The sequence below is a fragment of the Synechococcus sp. FACHB-909 genome, from assembly GCF_014698945.1.
Lineage (GTDB): Bacteria > Cyanobacteriota > Cyanobacteriia > PCC-6307 > Cyanobiaceae > Cyanobium.
This window is the reverse complement of the sequence record NZ_JACJTY010000011.1, coordinates 31,799-50,281: the sequence shown is the minus strand read 5'-3', so window position 1 is coordinate 50,281 and position 18,483 is coordinate 31,799. Positions and strand designations below refer to the sequence as shown.

General features: G+C 67.8%; 18 protein-coding genes. 7 read left to right on the top strand and 11 right to left on the bottom strand.

The features are described 5' to 3' along the window. The first annotated feature begins 210 nt into the window (after window positions 1-210). The 5 genes from H6G99_RS14900 to H6G99_RS14880 all read left to right on the top strand — a co-directional run bounded on the left by H6G99_RS14900 (window position 211) and on the right by H6G99_RS14880 (window position 3,720). Complete coding sequence (locus H6G99_RS14900) at window positions 211-819, top strand: hypothetical protein (protein WP_190612311.1); 609 nt, start codon at window positions 211-213, stop codon at window positions 817-819. Window positions 820-933: 114 nt separating this feature from the next. Further along, window positions 934-1,686 (top strand): phospholipase D-like domain-containing protein, encoded by a 753-nt coding sequence (locus H6G99_RS14895; RefSeq protein ID WP_353617260.1) that lies wholly within the window; start codon window positions 934-936, stop codon window positions 1,684-1,686. A gap of 17 nt (window positions 1,687-1,703) precedes the next feature. Continuing rightward, window positions 1,704-1,982: a hypothetical protein gene (locus tag H6G99_RS14890; RefSeq protein ID WP_190612309.1), complete on the top strand. Its 279-nt coding sequence runs from the start codon at window positions 1,704-1,706 to the stop codon at window positions 1,980-1,982. Window positions 1,983-2,011: 29 nt separating this feature from the next. Then, window positions 2,012-3,241 carry an FAD-dependent monooxygenase gene (locus H6G99_RS14885; RefSeq protein WP_353617259.1) on the top strand — a complete coding sequence of 410 codons (1,230 nt, stop codon included), beginning with the start codon at window positions 2,012-2,014 and terminating at the stop codon, window positions 3,239-3,241. Between the two features lie 14 nt (window positions 3,242-3,255). After that, entirely contained in the window at window positions 3,256-3,720 is a 465-nt protein-coding gene (locus tag H6G99_RS14880) for a hypothetical protein (protein WP_190612307.1), read from the top strand. On the opposite strand, the gene H6G99_RS14875 is transcribed toward H6G99_RS14880, so the two are convergent. Beyond that, on the bottom strand, window positions 3,701-3,943 hold the full coding sequence (locus H6G99_RS14875; RefSeq protein ID WP_094586461.1) for a hypothetical protein: 243 nt from the start codon (window positions 3,941-3,943) through the stop codon (window positions 3,701-3,703). The two genes, H6G99_RS14880 and H6G99_RS14875, sit on opposite strands and share 20 nt — an antisense overlap. A 12-nt stretch (window positions 3,944-3,955) precedes the next feature. Next, window positions 3,956-4,408 (bottom strand): hypothetical protein, encoded by a 453-nt coding sequence (locus tag H6G99_RS14870; RefSeq protein WP_190612306.1) that lies wholly within the window; start codon window positions 4,406-4,408, stop codon window positions 3,956-3,958. 152 nt (window positions 4,409-4,560) lie between these two features. On the opposite strand from H6G99_RS14870, the gene H6G99_RS14865 reads away from it, so the two are divergent. Continuing rightward, window positions 4,561-6,207, top strand: coding sequence for an alpha-D-glucose phosphate-specific phosphoglucomutase (locus H6G99_RS14865; RefSeq protein WP_502707693.1), 1,647 nt, complete (start codon window positions 4,561-4,563; stop codon window positions 6,205-6,207). 13 nt (window positions 6,208-6,220) lie between these two features. After that, on the top strand, window positions 6,221-7,537 hold the full coding sequence (locus tag H6G99_RS14860) for a carbohydrate porin (RefSeq protein WP_190612304.1): 1,317 nt from the start codon (window positions 6,221-6,223) through the stop codon (window positions 7,535-7,537). Window positions 7,538-7,561: 24 nt separating this feature from the next. On the opposite strand, the gene gltS is transcribed toward H6G99_RS14860, so the two are convergent. The 9 genes from gltS to H6G99_RS14815 form a co-directional block, all read right to left on the bottom strand. Beyond that, entirely contained in the window at window positions 7,562-8,776 is a 1,215-nt protein-coding gene (gene gltS, locus H6G99_RS14855) for a sodium/glutamate symporter (RefSeq protein WP_190612302.1), read from the bottom strand. A 6-nt stretch (window positions 8,777-8,782) separates the two neighbouring features. Next, window positions 8,783-9,244, bottom strand: a complete 462-nt coding sequence (locus H6G99_RS14850; RefSeq protein WP_353617261.1) for a hypothetical protein — start codon at window positions 9,242-9,244, stop codon at window positions 8,783-8,785. An 80-nt stretch (window positions 9,245-9,324) separates the two neighbouring features. Continuing rightward, window positions 9,325-10,365, bottom strand: coding sequence for an AI-2E family transporter (locus H6G99_RS14845; protein WP_199297236.1), 1,041 nt, complete (start codon window positions 10,363-10,365; stop codon window positions 9,325-9,327). Window positions 10,366-10,438: 73 nt separating this feature from the next. Further along, window positions 10,439-11,425, bottom strand: coding sequence for a glutaminase A (gene glsA / locus H6G99_RS14840; protein ID WP_190612296.1), 987 nt, complete (start codon window positions 11,423-11,425; stop codon window positions 10,439-10,441). A 14-nt stretch (window positions 11,426-11,439) separates the two neighbouring features. After that, entirely contained in the window at window positions 11,440-12,201 is a 762-nt protein-coding gene (locus H6G99_RS14835) for a proteasome-type protease (RefSeq protein ID WP_190612295.1), read from the bottom strand. A gap of 116 nt (window positions 12,202-12,317) precedes the next feature. Continuing rightward, a complete protein-coding gene (locus H6G99_RS14830; protein WP_190612293.1) occupies window positions 12,318-13,220 on the bottom strand; it encodes a lytic transglycosylase in 903 nt (300 codons plus the stop codon). Window positions 13,221-13,401: 181 nt separating this feature from the next. Then, window positions 13,402-13,893 carry a hypothetical protein gene (locus tag H6G99_RS14825; protein WP_190612291.1) on the bottom strand — a complete coding sequence of 164 codons (492 nt, stop codon included), beginning with the start codon at window positions 13,891-13,893 and terminating at the stop codon, window positions 13,402-13,404. A gap of 90 nt (window positions 13,894-13,983) precedes the next feature. After that, the gene (locus H6G99_RS14820; RefSeq protein WP_190612290.1) at window positions 13,984-17,283 is read right to left on the bottom strand and encodes an efflux RND transporter permease subunit; all 3,300 of its coding nucleotides are present in this window, start codon (window positions 17,281-17,283) and stop codon (window positions 13,984-13,986) included. 6 nt (window positions 17,284-17,289) lie between these two features. Next, window positions 17,290-18,447, bottom strand: coding sequence for an efflux RND transporter periplasmic adaptor subunit (locus tag H6G99_RS14815; protein ID WP_353617258.1), 1,158 nt, complete (start codon window positions 18,445-18,447; stop codon window positions 17,290-17,292). Between the last annotated feature and the right edge of the window lie 36 nt (window positions 18,448-18,483).

Here is an 18,483-nt window from a genome sequence, read left to right as displayed (position 1 = left end):
GATGAAGGCTTCCGGGCACTCAAGCGTTGATATCCTCTTCCACCATGACGCAGGCGTATTCAAGAAATGAGCTCCCTGCACCGGAACGACGAAGCTTTTTCAAGATCCATATTACAATTGACTACTTCAAAGGCGGTAGCCTTGGCAAAGCGCACCGAATCTTGGCAGATTTACCTACTCTGACAAGTTCTTGCCCCACACCGCCAAATCATGAACTCTCAGAGGTCCCCTGAAGTCAACGTAGCATTGATTTCGGGCGTCTTCACTCTAGGTGCAACGGTGGTCACAGTACTGGGTACAGCCTTTCTACAGCAACGACCAGAATCAGGGCTGGCTCAGTTTATCTGTTCAAACACCATTTCAGACATCCAGAAGCCTCTAGTTGAAAGACTGAAGACAATCGAGAATGAAAACACCAAGCTAAAGAAGGAAAGAGAACTCTTATCTGAGGAGCTGGATAGATTAAAAACTACGCCCTCGGGACCGAGTCAACTCTCTTCCGGCGACACCAGCAGAGGCTCTTCTAACTCGATTCAAAGCGGCGGCTTCAAAGTGACTCCTCGAATACATCAAAAGATTCTAAATGGCGAGATCATCCTAGAGAATTTTGAGATATATCAAGGCATAAATCCACGAATCAACTATGTAGGCTTTGACCTTAACTACTTATCTCAAAATATACCAGACCGGCTTAGGCACAGAATCACATTAGTCGATTCATTTGAGTTTTCGCATAGAGGACGCAGGTACAAGCTCTTCGCAGAAGAGATTAGTCCAGAGGACAGCACTGCGTCACTGACGCTAAAACCAATTAATTAAACACAACCCCGACAAACATCTTTGTGTTTATTCGTGGCCTAATCGAGATACCTGATTGCACTCCAACTCGTAGTCACCTCCGTGATCTGGCTACCTCGAAGTTGTGGCGAGTGATTGCCCCAACGATTCACCGGCTGGTGCTGGTCGTCCCATCCCATCACCGCCGCGGCCATCTCACCGGTCCATGCCCAAATGAACGAGGGCGGCGGCGCCCAGGTGGTCGACGTGGCCGGCACGCCGGTGGAGGTGCTCTTCTCCCCCCACCGCCGCCGCGACCCCAACCACGGCCTGGCCTGGCTCGAAACCCAGCTGGCCGGTGCCGGCCGGCGCCTCGATCTGGCCCTGTTCGTCTTCTCGGGCCAGAACCTGGCCGACCGGCTCCAGGAGCTGCATGGCCGCGGCGTGAAGCTCCGCCTGCTGGCGGATCCCGGCTTCGCCAACCGGGCCTTCAGCGAGACCCTCGACCTGCTCGGCGTGACCCTGCCCGACCAGGACTGCCGCATCGAAGCGGACAACCGGGCCTGGAGCGCCCCCCTGGAAGGGGTGGGCACGCCGCGGCTGGCCTCCGGCGACAAGCTGCACCACAAGTTCGCCGTGATCGACGGCCGCGCCGTGATCACCGGCAGCTTCAACTGGAGCCCCTCGGCCGCGTTCCAGAACGACGAGACCCTGCTGCTGATCCGCTCCCCCCTGCTGGCGCGCCACTTCGAGGCGGAGATCGACCGCCTCTGGCGTGGGGCCGAACTGGGCGTCAGCGGCCGGCTGGCCCGCCGCATGGAGCAGCGCCGGCGCAGCTGCGGCAGCGGCCGTGAACGGCCCTCTGCCGCCGGTGGGGCGGCGATGGCGGCGCCGTCTACGATCCGTTGACGCGTAGAAATCGATCCATGGACCCGGCGTCCAGCTCCGTCACCACCCCCAGCCCTGTGTCCACCGCCAGCTCCCGCGAGGTCACCCCGCGCCTGGACGCCATCAACCTGATGCTGCGGGACCTGCACACCCGCCACGACGAGATCCGTCACCGGGCCGCCTTCCGGGGCTGCACCAGTGAGCTGCTGACCCTGCAGCAGGAACTGGTCGACTATCTGCTCAGCAAGAAGAACGCCCTGCAGGGGGCGGAGAACGGCAGCCCCGAGGAAGGCCTCAACTACAACTCCTTCACCTGAACGCCCCCTCCGGAGCCCCTGGCGCCCGGGTGCTGGTGGTGGGGGCCGGCCCCGCCGGAGCCAGCCTGGCCCTGCTCCTGGCCCGCCGCGGCCTGGCGGTCGACCTGATCGATGCCACCGGGCCCGGTGGTCGGCCGTTCCGCGGCGAAGGGCTGATGCCCAGTGGCCTGGCGGCCCTGGCGGCCATGGGCCTGGAGCCGCTGCCTGCGGCGGTGAGCCAGCGGCCCCTGACGGCCTGGAGCTTCTTCCTCGACGGCCAGGCCCTGTTCGAGACGGCCGAGCCCATGGGCAGCGCCGCCCCCTGCACCCTGATCGACCAGGACACCCTGCTGAGCGAGCTGCTGGAGCAGGCGGGCCGCCAGCCGGGCTTCCGCTTCCACCCTGGCCAGGCCGTCAGCGATCTGCTGCTGCACGACGGCCGCGTCGCCGGCGTGCACCTGGCGGATGGCACGTCCCTGGAGGCGGCACTGGTGGTGGCCTGCGACGGCCGGGATTCGCTGTTGCGCCGCAGGGGCGGCCTGGAGATGGAGCGTGCCCCCAGCCTCCTCGACGTGATCTGGTTCCGGCTGGAGTCCCCGGGGGCTGATGCGGTGCTGGAGTGGCTGGCCGGCCGCTTCGTGACGGTGGTGGGCTCCTCGGGCAGCTATGCCCTGTTCCCCTCCGCCCGCGGCGGTGTCCAGCTGGGCTGGGCGATCGCACCGGAGCCGCCGCCGGTGCCCACCCCGGCCGGCCCCGGCGCCTGGGCGGAACTCTGGGCCGGGGATGCCCCCGAGGCCCTGGCCCGGCGGCTGCGGGAGCTGCCGGCGGCGGCCGTCCAGGGACCGGTGCGATTGCCGGTGCGGGTGGGGCTCTGCCCCCGCTGGCAGCGGCACGGCCTGCTGCTGCTCGGTGATGCCGCCCACCCGATGAGCCCGCTGCGGGCCCAGGGGATCAACATGGCCCTGCGCGATGCCCTGGTGGCCGCCAGGCACCTGGGGCCCGCCCTGCTGGACGGGGAGCCCGGGGCCATCGACGCGGCAGCGGCGGCGGTGTTCGCCGAACGGCAACCGGAGATCCGGCGCATCCAGGCGCTGCAGGAGCAGGAGGCACGACGGGCCGAGCTGCTGCGGCGCCGGCACCGCCTGCGGGGCCTGCTGGCCCGCACCGCCCGCTGGAGCGGCCCGTTGCTGGCCCGCCGCTGGCTGGCCTCCCAGCGGCCGCTGCGCGACGGCATCGCGCCGATCGCCAAGGATCCCGGGGCGGCGGCCATGATTGGGTGACCTCCCCGCCCCCCATGGACCGGTCCCCTCGCGCCACCTCCCCGGCCCCGCGCCGCCTCGGAGCGGCCCTGCCGCACCTGGCCCTGCTGGCGAGCCTGCCCCTGGCGGGGGCGTCACCGCTGCGGGCCGCCCCGGAGCCGCCCCCCTTTCCCCCCTCCTCCGAGTTCCGCTCCCTGCAGCTGATCACCCTGGCCTGCAGCCGCGAGAACACCGCCGAATCCTGCGACCAGGCCCGCAGCCTGGCCAACCCCCTGCTCGACCATCCGCGTCTGCCCGCCAGCTGCAAGGACGTGCTCTGGACGATCCGTCAGCGCTCGGTAGTGGCGGCCAGCAACAGCTTCGAGCGGCGCGAACCGATCGACCGCGCCGCCCGCAGCCTCACGGCCGTCTGCCGCCTGCAGCTGCCGGTGGCCAAGCCGGCGGAGAATGCCGCCCCAAGGCAGGGGGGCATCAACCTGATCAATCCCAATCAAAACTGAAGCGCTGACCGGGCAGCAGCCGCTGCAGCTCCTGGGTCAGCTCCGCCATCATCTGGCGGCTCACATCGGGATGGTCGCGCAGCTCCTTCACCAGATCCGCCACGTCGGTGCTGGTGAGGCCGTGGCTGCTGATCCGCGCGTCCACGCGCTGGCGGAACTGCTCCAGCAGCTGGGCCTGCTGGGGAGACAGGGGGCCGTCATCCAAGGGGTGCTGAACTTCCATGGTGGTGCGGGGTCAGGGCAGGGTCAGGGCTGGCTCGGGGCTGCCGGAGCCTGACGTCTGGGTGGCAGCGCCATCGATCAGCGCCAGCAGCTGGGTCGCCGTGTCCCGCATGAAGGCCAGGCTCATGGGGGTGACGACGGCGGCCTTGTCGGCGAGCTGGCAGAGGGGGTTGCGCTCTCCTTTGGCCTCACAGCTGCTCGAGAGCCCCAGCAGGGCATTGGTGAGCTTGCCCCGCAGACAGGTTTCGGCCCCCGCTCCGGCCAGCACCGCCTCGGCGGCGGTGTGGGTGCGGCTCACCGCTTCGGGATAGGGGAGGGCCTTCGGGGCGCCCATGACCGCCCCCCGCACCGAAGTCGGATGGAGCACCACCGCGCCGGCCATGGCGGCGACGACCGCAGAGCCAGCCACGGCGATGCGCAGGGCGGTGGCCATGCGCAGGGCGGTGGGAAGCGACCGAAACGCCATGGGTGGGGAGGCAATTCCGCTCACGCTAGCCAGAGCTGCCGCAGCCACCAGCAACGCCAGGTCGGCCAGCAACGACTGGAGAGCCAGCAACCGCAGGACCGCCCGAATCGGCGGAGGTAGCTTGGGGCTCCCAAAGCACCAGGACGCCGGCCATGGCGATGACGACCGAGCTGCGTCAGGTGGCGCTGGAGCGACCCTTCGACGACCAGAAGCCCGGCACCTCCGGCCTGCGCAAGAGCACCCGTCAGTTCCAGACCCCCCACTATCTGGAGAGCTTCATCGAGGCCTCCCTGCGGGTGGTGCCCGGCATCGCCGGCGGCACCCTGGTGGTCGGCGGCGACGGGCGCTACGGCAACCTCGCGGCGATCAGCGTCATCGCCCGCATGGCCGCGGCCCATGGCGTCAGCCGCCTGATCACCACCACCGGCGGCATCCTCTCCACGCCGGCCGCCTCCCACCTGATCCGCAGCCACGGCGCCGTGGCCGGGATCATCCTCTCGGCCAGCCACAACCCCGGCGGCCTCGACGGCGACTTCGGCGTCAAGATCAACGGCGCCAACGGCGGTCCGGCACCGGAATCGGTCACCGATGCGATCCATGCCGCCACCCTCAGCCTGGAGGGCTACCGCATCCTCGACGCCGACCCCCTGAACCTGGAGGTCCCCGGCACGGCGACCATCGGCGCCATGGCGGTGGAGGTGATCGACGGCGTCGGCGACTACGTGGCGCTGATGCAGAAGCTGTTCGACTTCGACCGCATCGCCGCCCTGCTGCGGGGCGACTTCCGCGTCGCCTTCGACGCCATGCATGCGGTCACCGGCCCCTATGCCAGCCGCCTGTTCGAGGGGCTGCTGGGGGCGCCGGCCGGCACGGTGCGCAACGGCGTGCCCCTGGCGGACTTCGGCGGCGGCCACCCCGACCCCAACCTCACCTACGCCCATGAGCTGGCCGACCTGCTGCTGGCCGGCAGTGCCTACGACTTCGGCGCCGCCTGCGACGGCGACGGCGACCGCAACATGATCCTGGGGCGGCACTGCTTCGTGAATCCCAGCGACAGCCTGGCCGTGCTCACCGCCAACGCCACCCTGGCCCCCGGCTACGCGGACGGCCTGGCCGGCGTGGCCCGCTCGATGCCCACCAGCGCCGCCGCCGACGTGGTGGCCGCCGAGCTGGGCATCCCCTGCTTCGAGACCCCCACGGGCTGGAAGTTCTTCGGCAACCTGCTCGATGCCGGCCGGATCACCCTCTGCGGCGAGGAGAGCTTCGGCACCGGCAGCAACCACATCCGCGAGAAGGACGGCCTCTGGGCGGTGCTGTTCTGGCTGCAGATCCTGGCGGTGCGCGGCTGCTCGGTGGCGGAGGTGATGGCGGGCCACTGGGGCCGCTTCGGCCGCCACTACTACTCCCGCCACGACTACGAGGCCGTGGCCAGCGACGCCGCCCACGGCCTCTACGACCGCGTCTCTGGGATGCTCACCGCCCTGCCGGGCCAGGGTTTCGCCGGCCGCACGATCCGCGCCGCCGACGACTTCGGCTACACCGACCCGGTGGACGGCTCGATCAGCAAGGGCCAGGGCCTGCGGGTGCTGCTCGACGACGGCAGCCGGGTGGTGCTGCGGCTCTCGGGCACCGGCACCAAGGGCGCCACCCTGCGGGTGTACCTGGAGAGCTATGTGCCCCCCAGCGGCGCCCTCGACCTCGACCCCCAGCTGGCCCTGAAGGATCTGATCGACGCCATCGACGCCCTGGCCGAGATCCGGGTGCGCACCGGCATGGATCGCCCCACCGTGATCACCTGAACAGCCCGGCCCCGTGAAGCCCCCTGGCGCCACCCTTCCCTGGCTGACGGCGGCCTGGGTCTGCGCTGCCGCCGGGCCCCTGTCGGCCCAGGAGGCCACCCGCTTCGCCCCCACCACCACGGTGGACCTGCAGATCAACGCCGTTCTCGGAGCCCTTCAGTACGCCGGCAGTGCGGTGGAGCGGACCGGCAACAGCGCTGAAGGGGCGCCGCTGTTGAACGGGGTCAGCTTCAACCACGAGGCCCGCCTCACCATCGACACCAGCTTCACGGGCCAGGACCTGTTCCGGATCCGCCTGCGCACGGGCGACTTCGCCCCCTCCGGCTTCTTCTCCAACCCGCCCACCCCCCTGAGCCGACTGGATGTGGCCTTCCAGGAGCCGGCCTGCGGCGCCGGGGAGGAGGGGTGCTCCGGCCGGCTGGTGAGCATCAACCGGGCCTACCTACAGCTGCCCCTCAGCCCCGAGATCCGGCTCAGCGTCGGGCCCCGGATCATGCAGCTCGACATGCTCCCCGTCTGGCCGAGCGTCTACAACCAGTCCCCCATCCTCGATCTGTTCCAGTACGCCGGCTCACCGGGCACCTACAGCAAGCGGCTCGGGGGCGGCTTCGGGATCTGGTGGCAGCCCCGCGGCGACCTGCGGGGGCTGAGCCTGGGCTACGCCTACGTCGCCGGCCGGGCCGGGGGGTCCCCCCAGGGGGGCGGCCTGTTCGGCGGGACCTCCTCCCAGACCAGCACCGTGCAGCTGGCCCTGAGCCGGCCCCAGTGGAACATCACCGGGGCCTGGACCCTCAGTGGGCCCCAGGTGCGGCTCAGGGGGACGCCCCTGGCCAGCCAGCTGGCGGCGGGCGCCGGCGAGGGAAGCCTGGGATCCTGGTCGCTGGCGGGCTACTGGCAGCCCCGCCGCTCCGGCTGGCTGCCCTCGATCAGCGCCGGCTGGGGGCAGGACACGTTCCGCTTCGGCTCCTACCCGGTGGCTGGCCTTTCGGGGGTGCGCAGCCGCTCCTGGTACACCGGGCTGGTCTGGAGCGATGTGCTGGGGGTGGGCAACAGCCTGGGCTTCGCCGTCGGCTCGCCGGCCCACGTGAGCGCGATCCAGACACCAGCTCAGAGCAACCTCGACGACCGGGGCCTGGCCATGGAGCTCTTCTACCGGATCCAGATCAGCGATGACCTCTCGGTGACCCCGGCGGTGTTCTGGCTGAGCCGGCCGCGCGGGGCCCTCACCGGCAGCGCCACGCTCTCCGAGGCCCTGCTGTTTTCCCCGGCCTCGGGGGAGGCCAGCCTGGGGGTGTGGGCGGGGCTGATCCGCACGACGCTGCGCTTCTGAGCCCAGCCCGGCTGGGTGCCCGGATCAACCGAACCAGTTGAGGAAGCGCTGGATCACCACGGCGTTGCTGATGTCCACGAAGAAGCCCGACACCAGCGGCACGATGATGAAAGCCCGGTGGGCGGGGCCGTAGGTCTGGGCCACCGCCGACATGTTGGCCATCGCCGTGGGCGTGGCCCCCAGGGAGATGCCCCCGAAGCCGGCGCAGATCACGGCGGCCTCGTAATCGCGGCCCATCACCTTGAACACCACGAACAGGGCGAACAGGAAGGACACCACGAACTGGGCGGTGAGGATGGCCAGGATGGGGCCCGCCAGGGAGGCGATGGTCCAGAGCTGCAGGCTCATCAGGGACATCGTCAGGAAGATGCCCAGGGCGATGTCCGAGACGATGGCCAGGGAGCGGGGAGCGGCCAGGCAGCGGATCGGCAGCAGCCGCGGCACGGTGTTGGTGAGGAAGATCGCCGCGAACAGGCAGCAGACGAACAGGGGCAGGTTGCTGCCGGCCGCCTTCAGCAGCTCATGCAGCAGCTCCCCGAGGCCCAGGCTGACGTTGAGCCAGAAGAGGGTGCCCAGCAGGCTGAAGTAGGTCACCGGCTCCAGGCCCGCGTCCGGGGTGGCGCCCTCCACGGCAGCGGAGGAGGCCGAAGAGGAGGAGGCGGCCTGCGGCGTCTTGAGCCGGTGGCGGCGGATGAGGATCCGGGCGATCGGCCCGCCCATCAGCGAGGCCAGCACCAGCCCGAAGGTGGCGCAGGCGATGCCGATCTCGAGGGCATTGCTGATGCCGTGGCTCTCGGCGAAGCGCGGTGCCCAGGCGATCGCCGTGCCGTGGCCCCCCAGCAGGGACACCGATCCCCCCAGCAGGCCCACCAGGGGATTCAGCCCCAGCAGCGCCGCCATACCGATCCCGGTGAGGTTCTGCAGGAGCATGTAACCCACCGTGGTCCCCACCAGGATCAGCAGGGGCCAGCCACCCGAGAGCAGGGTCTTGATGTCGGCGTTGAGGCCGATGGCCGCAAAGAAATAGAGCAGCAGAAAATCCCGCGTCTGCAGATTGAAGCCGATCTCCGTGCCGTTGATGGCATGGATCAGGGCCAGCAGCAGGCAGACCAGCAGCCCGCTGGTGACCGGCTCAGGAATGTTGAAGTCCCGCAGGAAGGCCACCTTGCGGTTCAGCCAGCGACCGATCGCCAGCACCACGATGGCGATATTGAAGGTCGCGAAGCTCTCGAACTGCATGGGAGATCAGATACAACCCTGAACGGAGATCCGATAGCTGAATCCAAGGGCCGCCGGTGTGGTGGAGGAGCCAACCCGGAAATTCATCAACCGGGTGCGCTTGCCGGGAACGGCCTGGAACGGGCCGAACATCCGGCCCGTACCGGGTTCAAACGTCGGGGTTTCGTTGACCACCTGCAGGCTACTGCCGTCGGTGAAGACCATGAAGCCCGACACCGGGAAGGTGGCGCGCTCGCTGGAGGCCGATGTGAAGAAGAAGCGATAACTGCGGAAATCGCGATCGACGATGAAGTCGGTGTTCCAGTTGGTGCGACCCACCAGCCGGTCCGGCCCGATCCGCTTCGACACCACCGGGTTGCCGCCGCCCCCCAGCGGCATCAGAAAGCGGCAGCTGGCCTGGGCGGCAGGAACGCCGCTGGCCGCCGTCGCAGCCAGGGCCGTGAGGATGGCAACGATCGCACGGTTCACAGTCAAGGGCGTACCAAGGAGATCAGCAAAGAGCAGCATGACAGCCGGGTGGACTGGCAATCGATGGGAATTTCCCCATGTCAGCGTGCTGCGGTGGAAGGGCCCTGCTCCCCTGTGCCATCACCGACGGCCGGGGTGAGGAGAATGGATTCCCGCCGCTGGCGTTCGGAATGGAACCAGAGCGCCAGCATGCCCGCCAGAGGGATCGAAAGGAACACCCCCAGCAGGCCAGCGACCCGCTGTCCGATGAAGAGGGCCAGAAAGAGGAGGACCGGATTGAGCTCCATCGCCTGGCCCATCACCTTGGGCCGGACAATATTGTCCTGAATCTGGCCGAGCAGCACGGAAGCGATCAAGGCCCGCAAGCCAATGTCTCCCCCCTGGGAGGCGAAGACCATCAAGGAGATCAATAGGATGCCGAGGGTGGCTCCGATCCCGGGGATCGCATCAAGGACGCCCACAATCACCGCCAGAATCAGGCTGTATTTAACACCCAGCAGCGGGAAGATCACGGCCGTTGAGACGGTCAGAAACACCATCAACAGCAGCTGTCCGCGGATAAATCCCAGAACACTCTGCAGGAAGATCACGGCGAAACGATCACGGTGAGGCTCCGGAATCAGCCCAAGAAATCCTTTCCATAGCTTCTCGCCGTCGATCAGCATATAGAGACTGATCACCGCACCGAAAATGCCCGTGAAGACCCCGGAAAAGACAGTTTGCAACAGCCCCAGTCCCGTCAGCAGACCCTCCTGAAGCAGGGTTGTGATTCTGTCGAATCCATAGGTTTTGAGGTATTGATGCAGGGGCGTGAGGTCCTGCTGTTTCAAGGTGCCTTGCAGATCCAGCAACAGACCCTGGCCCTGGTTCAGCACCTGCAGGCCAATCCCGGTGACGAATCCGATCAGCAGGATCAGGGCGCCGCAGGTCACGGCGGCAATCGACCATCCCCGCGGCAGATAGCGGCTCAGCCACTTCACCGGGACGTTCAGCAGGGCCGCGACGATGGCGGCGGCCGTGAACACCGCAATCGTGCCGGAAAAGTAATTGAAGATGACCACCGTGACCCCGATGCAGGCCAGCAGCAGGAGATAGCGCACGAGATTGGTGGTGCTGAACATTGCGGCAGAAGGCACCACGCTGAAGCTGGATCGTAGACAGGCGAGCCCCCCATCTCCCCTGCTGGGCGATGGTTCAGCGGCTCCCCTCGGGCCTGGAGGCGAACAGGTTCAGACCCAGCCTCTCGGAGAGAAAGCGGGCCGTGAGCTGGCCGCGCACGCTGTTGCCCGCCTCATCCAGGGGCGGCGAATAGGTGGCCAGCCCACCCTTCCCGGGCGCCACCGTGATCATGCCGCCGGCCACGCCGCTCTTGCCGGGCAGGCCGGTGGCGTAGAGCCAGTCGCCCGAGGTTTCGTACAGCCCGGCCGTCACCATCACCGCCAGCACGTGCTGGCAGTGGATGGCCTCAATCACCTGCTCCCCGGTGACGGGCTGGCGGCCGCCGTTGGCCAGGGTGGCGGCCATCACCGCCAGGTCGGCGGCGGTGACGCTCAGGGAACACTGGCGGGTGTAGAGCTCGGTGGCCTCGTCGGGATCCCACCAGATGCGGTCGTGGTCGCTGAGAAGCGTCGCCAGGCCGGCGTTGCGCCGATTGGTGGCCAGCTCCGAGGCGCAGACCTCGGCATCGATCTCCAGCCGCCGGCCGGCGAAGCGGGAGAAGCCGTCCTGGATGAAGGCCCACTTCTCTTCGCTGCTGGCGCCCGGCGCCAGGCTGGTGGCGGCGATCGCCCCGGCATTCACCATCGGATTGGAGAGGCCGTCGCCGCTGCGCTCCACCGCCAGCACGGAATTGAAGGGCAGGCCGGTGCTGTTGACGCCGAGCTTCTCGCGGGCTTCCTCCTCGCCGATCGCCTGGCAGATCAGGGCGAACAGGAACGGCTTGGAGATGCTCTGGATGCTGAAGGCCACCCGGGCCTCACCCGCCTCGAACAGCGCCCCGCCGCAGCTGGAGACGCAGAGGCCGAAGTGGTCGGGGGCCGCCGCCGCCAGGGCGGGGATGTAGTCGGCCACCTGGCCCTCGCGGACCGGCGCGAAGCGGCCATGGGCCTCCGCCACCAGCTCCTGCACCACCTCGGCGGTGGGCAGGTGGCCGTTGGACACCCATTCGGAGACGGACCACATGGCGGGAAGGGGGCTCAGGTTGGCAACGGCTGCTCCCAGGGGAAGCTCGGCAAGCGATGCAGCGCCTCCCGCTGGGCGTCGCTCCAGGTCTCGACCATGGCGGCCAGTTCCGGCGCGTCGGCCGCGAAGGTCAGCCGGTGGGCGACCGCCAGGGCGTCGGCGGGAAGGATGGCCAGCTCGAACGGGGGACCCACGGTGAGGTTGGAGCGCTGGGTGAGCACCTCCGAGATCAGGCAGAGCCGGGCCGCATCCTCCAGGGAGAGGTTGGTGTGGCCCACGTTATCAAGGGGTGGTTTGCCGTATTTCGTCTCGCCGATCTGCAGGTAGGGCGTTTCGCGGGTGGCCATGATGGCGTTGCCCTGGGGATAGACCAGATAGAGGCCGTGGGGCTCCCCGGCGATCTGGCCGCCCAGCAGGAACGAAGCCCCGGCACTGGCCCCAGCCTGCTGCAGGGCCGGGCCGCTCTCCTCCTGCACCGCCACGCTCACCCGGCCGATGTAGGCGGCCGCTTCGAACAGATAATCGCAGGAACGCAGATCCCCGGCCCCGCTGGCGGAGTCCTCGGCGGGCCGGTCGAGATCGCGCCGGATCCAGCTGACCACGGCCTGGGTGGTGGCCAGATTACCTGCGGCGAGAAGCACGAACAGCCGGTCGGAGGCCGGCTGGAAGACATACATCTTGCTGTAGCTCGAAATATAATCAACCCCTGCATTCGTGCGGGAATCGGAGGCCATGACCAGGCCTTTCTCCAGCCAGTAGCCGATGCAGTACGTCACCCAGGTTGGCCGCCGATGCAGGCCGCTGAGACTAGCCCACAGGTCCTAAGTGAGGGTGGGGAAGACACCGGAACCCGACAGCTCCGCGCCGGGCCCCTGGAACCGAGGGCCCCGGCTCAAGGGGCCAAGGGGGCGGAAGGGGGCGCCACCGTCGGGCCGGTCGGGTCGGTGACATTGGCGCAGAGATCCAGCACGATCTGCTGACCCAGCGACCGCCCCAGCGGCACGGTCCAGGGCTCCCAGGCGCCGTTGACCAACCAGGCCTGGCGGAGGCTGCTGCAGTGCACCGCCACCGCCGTCGCCTGGGCCCGCATCGGCCCCACATCCGCCTGGGTGGGTTGCACCAGCGTCACCCGCACGCCGCCGGGATGGAGCTTCCAGCCGCCCCAGTCGACGAGGGTGTTGCCGTAGAAGCGCCAGCGCACCGACTCGCCCGACTTCGGCGGCAGGGGCGAGGGGGGTGCGGTGGGGGCCGGAGCAGTCACGGCCGGGGGCGTGGTGGGGGCCGGGGAGGCGGTGGCCGCGGGCGAGGGGGTGGCGGGGGATGCCGGCTTCGCGGCGGGGGTTGGCTTGGCCGCTGACGAGGGCTTCGCGGTGGGTTTCGCCGTGGCCGCCGCCGAGGCTGGCGGCAGCTTCAGCCAGGCGCCCACCTTGAGCTGGTCGGGCTTGAGGCCGGGATTGGCCTTTTGAAGGGCCGCCACGGTCGTGCCATGGCGCGCCGCCAGCAGAGCCAGGGTGTCCCCCGCGCGCACCTGCACGAGCCCCTTCAATGGCGGCAGTTTGAGCTGCTGGCCGATCTGCAGCTCCTCGGGCTTGGTGATCTTGTTCAGACGCATCAACTCCTGCACGCTCACCCCATACCGGGCGGCGATGGCCTCCAGCGTGTCGCCCTGGACAACCTTCACACCGCGGGCGGGAGGCCCCCCCTGGCTGAAGGCCACGGGGCTGAAGCCGAGCCCGCTGAAGGAGAGAAAAAGGGCGGCAAGAACAGCCCCGGTCGCCGATGCCTGTCGACCCATGATTCCCTCACTTCCTGCACAAGAAAGCTACCAGAAGCGGACACCATCCCCGAGTCAGCACATTCGAGACCCTGCAGATCGTGGCCCCGACCGTTGAAAGAAACGTCGCAACATTTCATCAAGCAGCGATAGAAAAGCCCGGCGACGACCGGCTGATCGGTGGCCCCTCAGCCGCAGGGGTTCAAGGCGCCGCAGCCGCCATCAGGAAGGGGGGCGCCGCCGAAGGCGGAGCGCTCGCCGCGTCCGCCTGCGGCCGCCTTGGCCGGCCCGCGGCGCGATCGATCAGGGAGGCCAGGGCCAGGGCACCATCGATCACCACCAGCACGGCCCAGACCAGCAGCAGCAGCAGCTCCGCCAGGGCTGTCCGCTCCGGGACCGTGAGGGGTGGCGCGGGTGCCGGCGGCACCGTGGGCAACGGTGCCACCAGCTCCGGCCTGGCGATCTCCGTGACGACGACCGCGCTCACCCGGGGCAGCGGGTCCGGGTCGGCCATCGGGGCCGCGGTGGGCACAGCCGGTCCCATGGGCACAGCTGCGGGCTCCAGCTCAGGACGGGCCTGAAACAGCAGGGCCGTGGGCGGCTCGCCCGGAACCGGCCAGGGCGGGCGGGCGGGGCGCCGGCCCCTGGTCTTGGCGTGCTGCTCCCGCAGCCGTTCGGCAAGCGTGGGCAGCATGGGATCGATCCTCAATCTCCTGTAACGATCCTCACGGCCTGTGCCGGCCGCCGCAATGAAGCCGGCGGGGCGCTCCATGTTTCGTCACAACTAGGCGCTGGGCTGGTCCCGGCCCGTGGCCAGGTCCGCCTCCTCAGGGTCGGACTCGCCGAACCAGCGGGCCTCCAGCGCCTTCACCACCACATAGAACGGGGGCACCACCCCCAGCGACAGCACGGTGGCCACCAGCAGGCCACCGAAGATCACCGTCCCCAGGGACTGCTGGCTGTTGGCCCCCGCCGTGGTGGCCACCACCAGGGGCAGGAAGCCGGCCAGGGCAGCGATGGCCGTCATCAGGATCGGCCGCAGCCGGGACTCGGCCGAGGCGATGGCGGCCTCGGCGGCGGTCATGCCCTCTTTCATGTGCTGCTCGGCCACCTCGACGATGAGGATCCCGTTCTTGGCCGCCAGTCCGATCAGGGTCACCAGACCCACCTGGGCATAGATGTTGAGGTCGATCGAGCGCAGCGCCAGAAACACCAGGGCGCCGAGCATGGCCAGGGGCACGGTCATCAGAATGATCACCGGCGTCACGTAGCTCTCGTACTGGGCTGAGAGCACCAGGTAGACCACCAGGATCCCCAGGCCGAACACCAGCACACTGGCGTTGCCCGCCGACAGCTGCAGGGCGGCCAGACCGGTGAAGGCATAGCCGATGTTGTTGAAGTCCTGGGCGCGGAACAGATCCTGGATCAGCGTCAGGGCCTGCCCGGAACTCTTGCCGACCGCCTCAGCCCCCTGGATCAGGATGGTGCGATAGAGGTTGAAGTGGCTGATCACCGGCGGCGCACTGGTGAGCTCCGCGGTGGCGAATTCCGACACCTGGACCAGCTTGTCGTCCCTGCTGCGCACGTAGAAACTGAGGACATCCTCCAGGGATTTGCGGTTGGCGGCCGCCGCCTGCACGTAGATGTTCCTGACCTGGCCGCTCTCGTAGGTGAGGCCCGAATAGTTGCTGCCCGCCAGCACGGCGATGGTCTGCATCGCCTGCTGGAAGTCGATGTTGAGGGCCCCCACGATCGAACGGTCGATCTTCAGCCCGAAGGCCGGCGCACTCGGAATGAACTGGGTGTAGAGGGTGGAGAAGCCGCCACTGGCCGTGCCGGCCTGGATCAGCTGCTTGGCCTGATCATCGAGCTGGTTGAAGGTGAAGGCCCCGTTGCTGAGGTCGTTGAACTGGAAGTAGAAGCCCCCCTGGGCGGAGAAGCCCGGAATCGCCGGGGGCTGGGCCGCCACCGCCATGCCGGAGCTGATCTGGCTCAGCTTGGCGTTGAGCCGGTTGATGATCGCCGGGGCCTTCTGGTCGGTGCCGCTGCGCTCCTCCAGGGGCTTGAAGCCGAAGAAGAACACCCCCTGATCGGGGCTGGCGCCGTTGAAGCCATAGCCACTCACCACAGAGCCGGCGATGATCTCCTCCTCGGCATTGAGCACCTTGGCCACTTCCTGGGCGGTGCCCTGGGTCTGGCTGAGGGAGGCGCCGTTCTGGAGCTGGAAGATGCCCATGCCGTAGCCCTGGTCCTCCTCGGGGATGAAGGCGGAGGGGAGGGCGGTGAAGGCGAACAGGGTGAGGGCGATGCCGGCGCCCAGTCCCACCAGAATCCAGCGGCGACGGGCGATCAGGGCCTCCACCATGGCGGCGTAGCCACGCTCCAGGCGCGTGAAGAAGGCGTTGAAGCGGCTGAAGATCCAGACCAGATTGGCGCCGGCGAGCACACCGCCGACCACGCCGATCACGTAGGTGATGCTGCCGAAGGAGGCGGCGCTGAAGCGGCCGAAGGCCAGGCCCACCACCACCCCGCCGATGATCCCCACCAGCCGGGTGGGCGGTGCCGACTTCTGGCTCCTCAGCAGCAGGGCCGAGAGCATGGGGGAGAAGGTGAGGGCGTTGAAGGCGGAGATCGCGATCGAGAAGGCGATGGTGAGGGCGAACTGGCGGTAGATGATGCCGATGCCGCCGGGATAGAAGGCCACGGGCACGAACACCGCCATCAGCACCAGGGCGGTGGCCACCAGGGCACCGAACAGCTCACCCATGCATTCCATCGCGGCCTGGCGGGGACGCATCCCCTTCTCCAGGTTCTTCTCCACCGCCTCGATCACCACGATGGCGTCATCCACCACCAGGCCCGTCGCCAGCACCAGGCCCAGCAGGGTGAGCTGGTTGATCGAGAAGCCGAAGATCTTGACGAAGGCGAAGGTGCCGATCAGGGAGATCGGAATCGCCAGGCTGGGCACCACCGTGGCTCGCCAGTCCTGCAGGAACAGGAACAGGATCAGCAGCACCAGCACGATGGCCAGGCCGAGGGCATCCACCACCCCCTCCACGGCCGACTCGATGAACTGGCCGATGTTGTAGATCTCGAACACCTTGACGCCCGGGGGGACGCTCTGGGTGAACTGGTTCATCACCTGCACCACCTGGTTCGAGACATCGAGGGCGTTGCTCTCGGGGGTCTGGAAGACGGCGACGGTGATCGAGGGGTGGCCTTCGATGCTCACCGCCTGCTGGGCGAAGGTGTTGGTGCCGTAGGTGGCTTCGCCGACATCCTTGAGGCGCAGCAGGTTGCCGGTGGAGGTGCGGCCGACGATCAGGTTGTTGAGCTCCTCGACGGACACCAGGTTGCCGTTGTTCTCCACCAGAATCGGGTAGGCGAACTTCTGGTTGCCGGCGGCCGGTGGCCCGCCCACCAGGCCACCGATCGCCACGGTGTTCTGGCTGGCCACCGCATTGACCACCTGATCGGCGGTGAGATTGTTGGCGGAGAGCTTGTTGGCATCGACGAACAGCCAGAAGGCCGGATTGCTGCCCCCCAGCAGGTTGACGGTGGCCACCCCGGGCACCCGCTCCAGCTGGAAATACAGGTTCTGATAGATGAGGCCGTTGAGATAGGAGGCGTCGAACTGGCCTTCCGTCGACGTGACCTGATAGGCCAGAAGGATCGACGGGGTGCTCTGCATCACCGACACTCCGGTGGCCTGCACCTGCTGCGGCAGCTGGGGCATCGCCAGAGAAACGCGGTTCTGCACGTTCACCTGGTCGATATTGATATCAGTGCCTTCGTTGAAGAAGACCTGAATCGTGCTCGTCCCAGACATATTGCTGGTGGAGGAGATATAATTCGCGCCCGGAACGCCGTTGATCTGCTGCTCGATCGGGTTGGTCACCGCCTGCTCGGTGACCAGGGAATTGGCACCTCCGTAGTTGGAGGTCACCTGGATCAGGGGTGGGGCAATGTTCGGGAGGTTCTCGATCGAAAGGGTGGGGATGGCGATCAGGCCCACCAGCACGATCAGGATGCTGCAGACGGTCGTCAGAACCGGCCGCTTGATGAAGTTATCGGAGAACGACATCGGAGTTCAGCTCGCCGCCGGTGCCGGGGTCGTAGCCGGAGCCGGTGCCCGCCGCACCGGCATGCCGGAGCGCAGCAGGGCCGTGTTGCTCACCACCACCTCATCGCCTTTGGTCAGGCCGGAGAGCACCGGATAGGCGTTGTTCTGCAGCTTGCCCAGCTTCACCGCCGTCTGCACCACCACCGGCGTGGTGCCGGGGAGCTTCTCCAGCTTCTGCTTCTGGGCGGGCAGCATCTGATCGGAGGCCTTGATCTGGGGCAGGACCGTGGAGAGGGGCAACACCCGATACACGAACGGTTGCTGGGCCTGCATCATCACCGCCTCCACCGGCACCGCCAGCTGGTCGCTGACACCGGTGATGATGCGGTTGCGCACGTACTGGCCCGTCTTCAGCACCCCCGTGAGATTGGGGAATTCCGCCTTCACCAGCACCGTGTTGGGCTGGCCCGAGGACTGGGTGGCATTGGCGAAGTAGGGGGAGACGAACACCACCCGGCCCTCGCCCCGCACCGGAGGATTGCCCTGGCTCTCCACCTGCACCGGCTGACCGATCTTCACCTGGCTGGACTGGGTGGCCGGCACATCCATCAGGGTCCAGAGGGAGGAGTTGTTGACGATTCCCGTGATCGCCTGGCCCTGGCGCACGTAATCCCCCAGCTTGACCGAATCGAGGTTGCCGATCACCCCGTCGATGGGCGCGGTGACGAACTTGTACCCAAGGGTGGCGGCACTGGAGCGGGCCTGGTCGCGGCTCTGGATCGCCTGGGTGATGTAGAAGTCCCGGTCCTTGGTCGAGACGGCCCCCTGCTCGTTGAGGAAGACATAGCGCTCGGCGTTGACGCGATCCTTGATCGCCTCGGCCCGGTCGGAATCGAGGGTGGCCGATTCCTGCACGTTGTCGAGCACCAGGATCGGCTGGCCCGCCTTCACCTGCTGGCCCTCCCTGGCCAGAATCCGCACCACCCGGCCATCCGACTGGGGCCGCATGACCACGTTGGAGGTGGACTCGATCGTGCTGATCGTCTCGATGCCCGGCGTGAAGCGGAACTCCCCCACCGTCACCGTCTGGACCACCAGGGGCGGCCTGGCCTCAGGGGCGGCGGAGCCGCAGGCGGCCAGCAGCCACGTCAGGGGAAGGAGAGAAGGGAGAGCCTGCCAGCGCACCGGACCGGGTTCATACCCCCGCAAGGTACCGGAAAA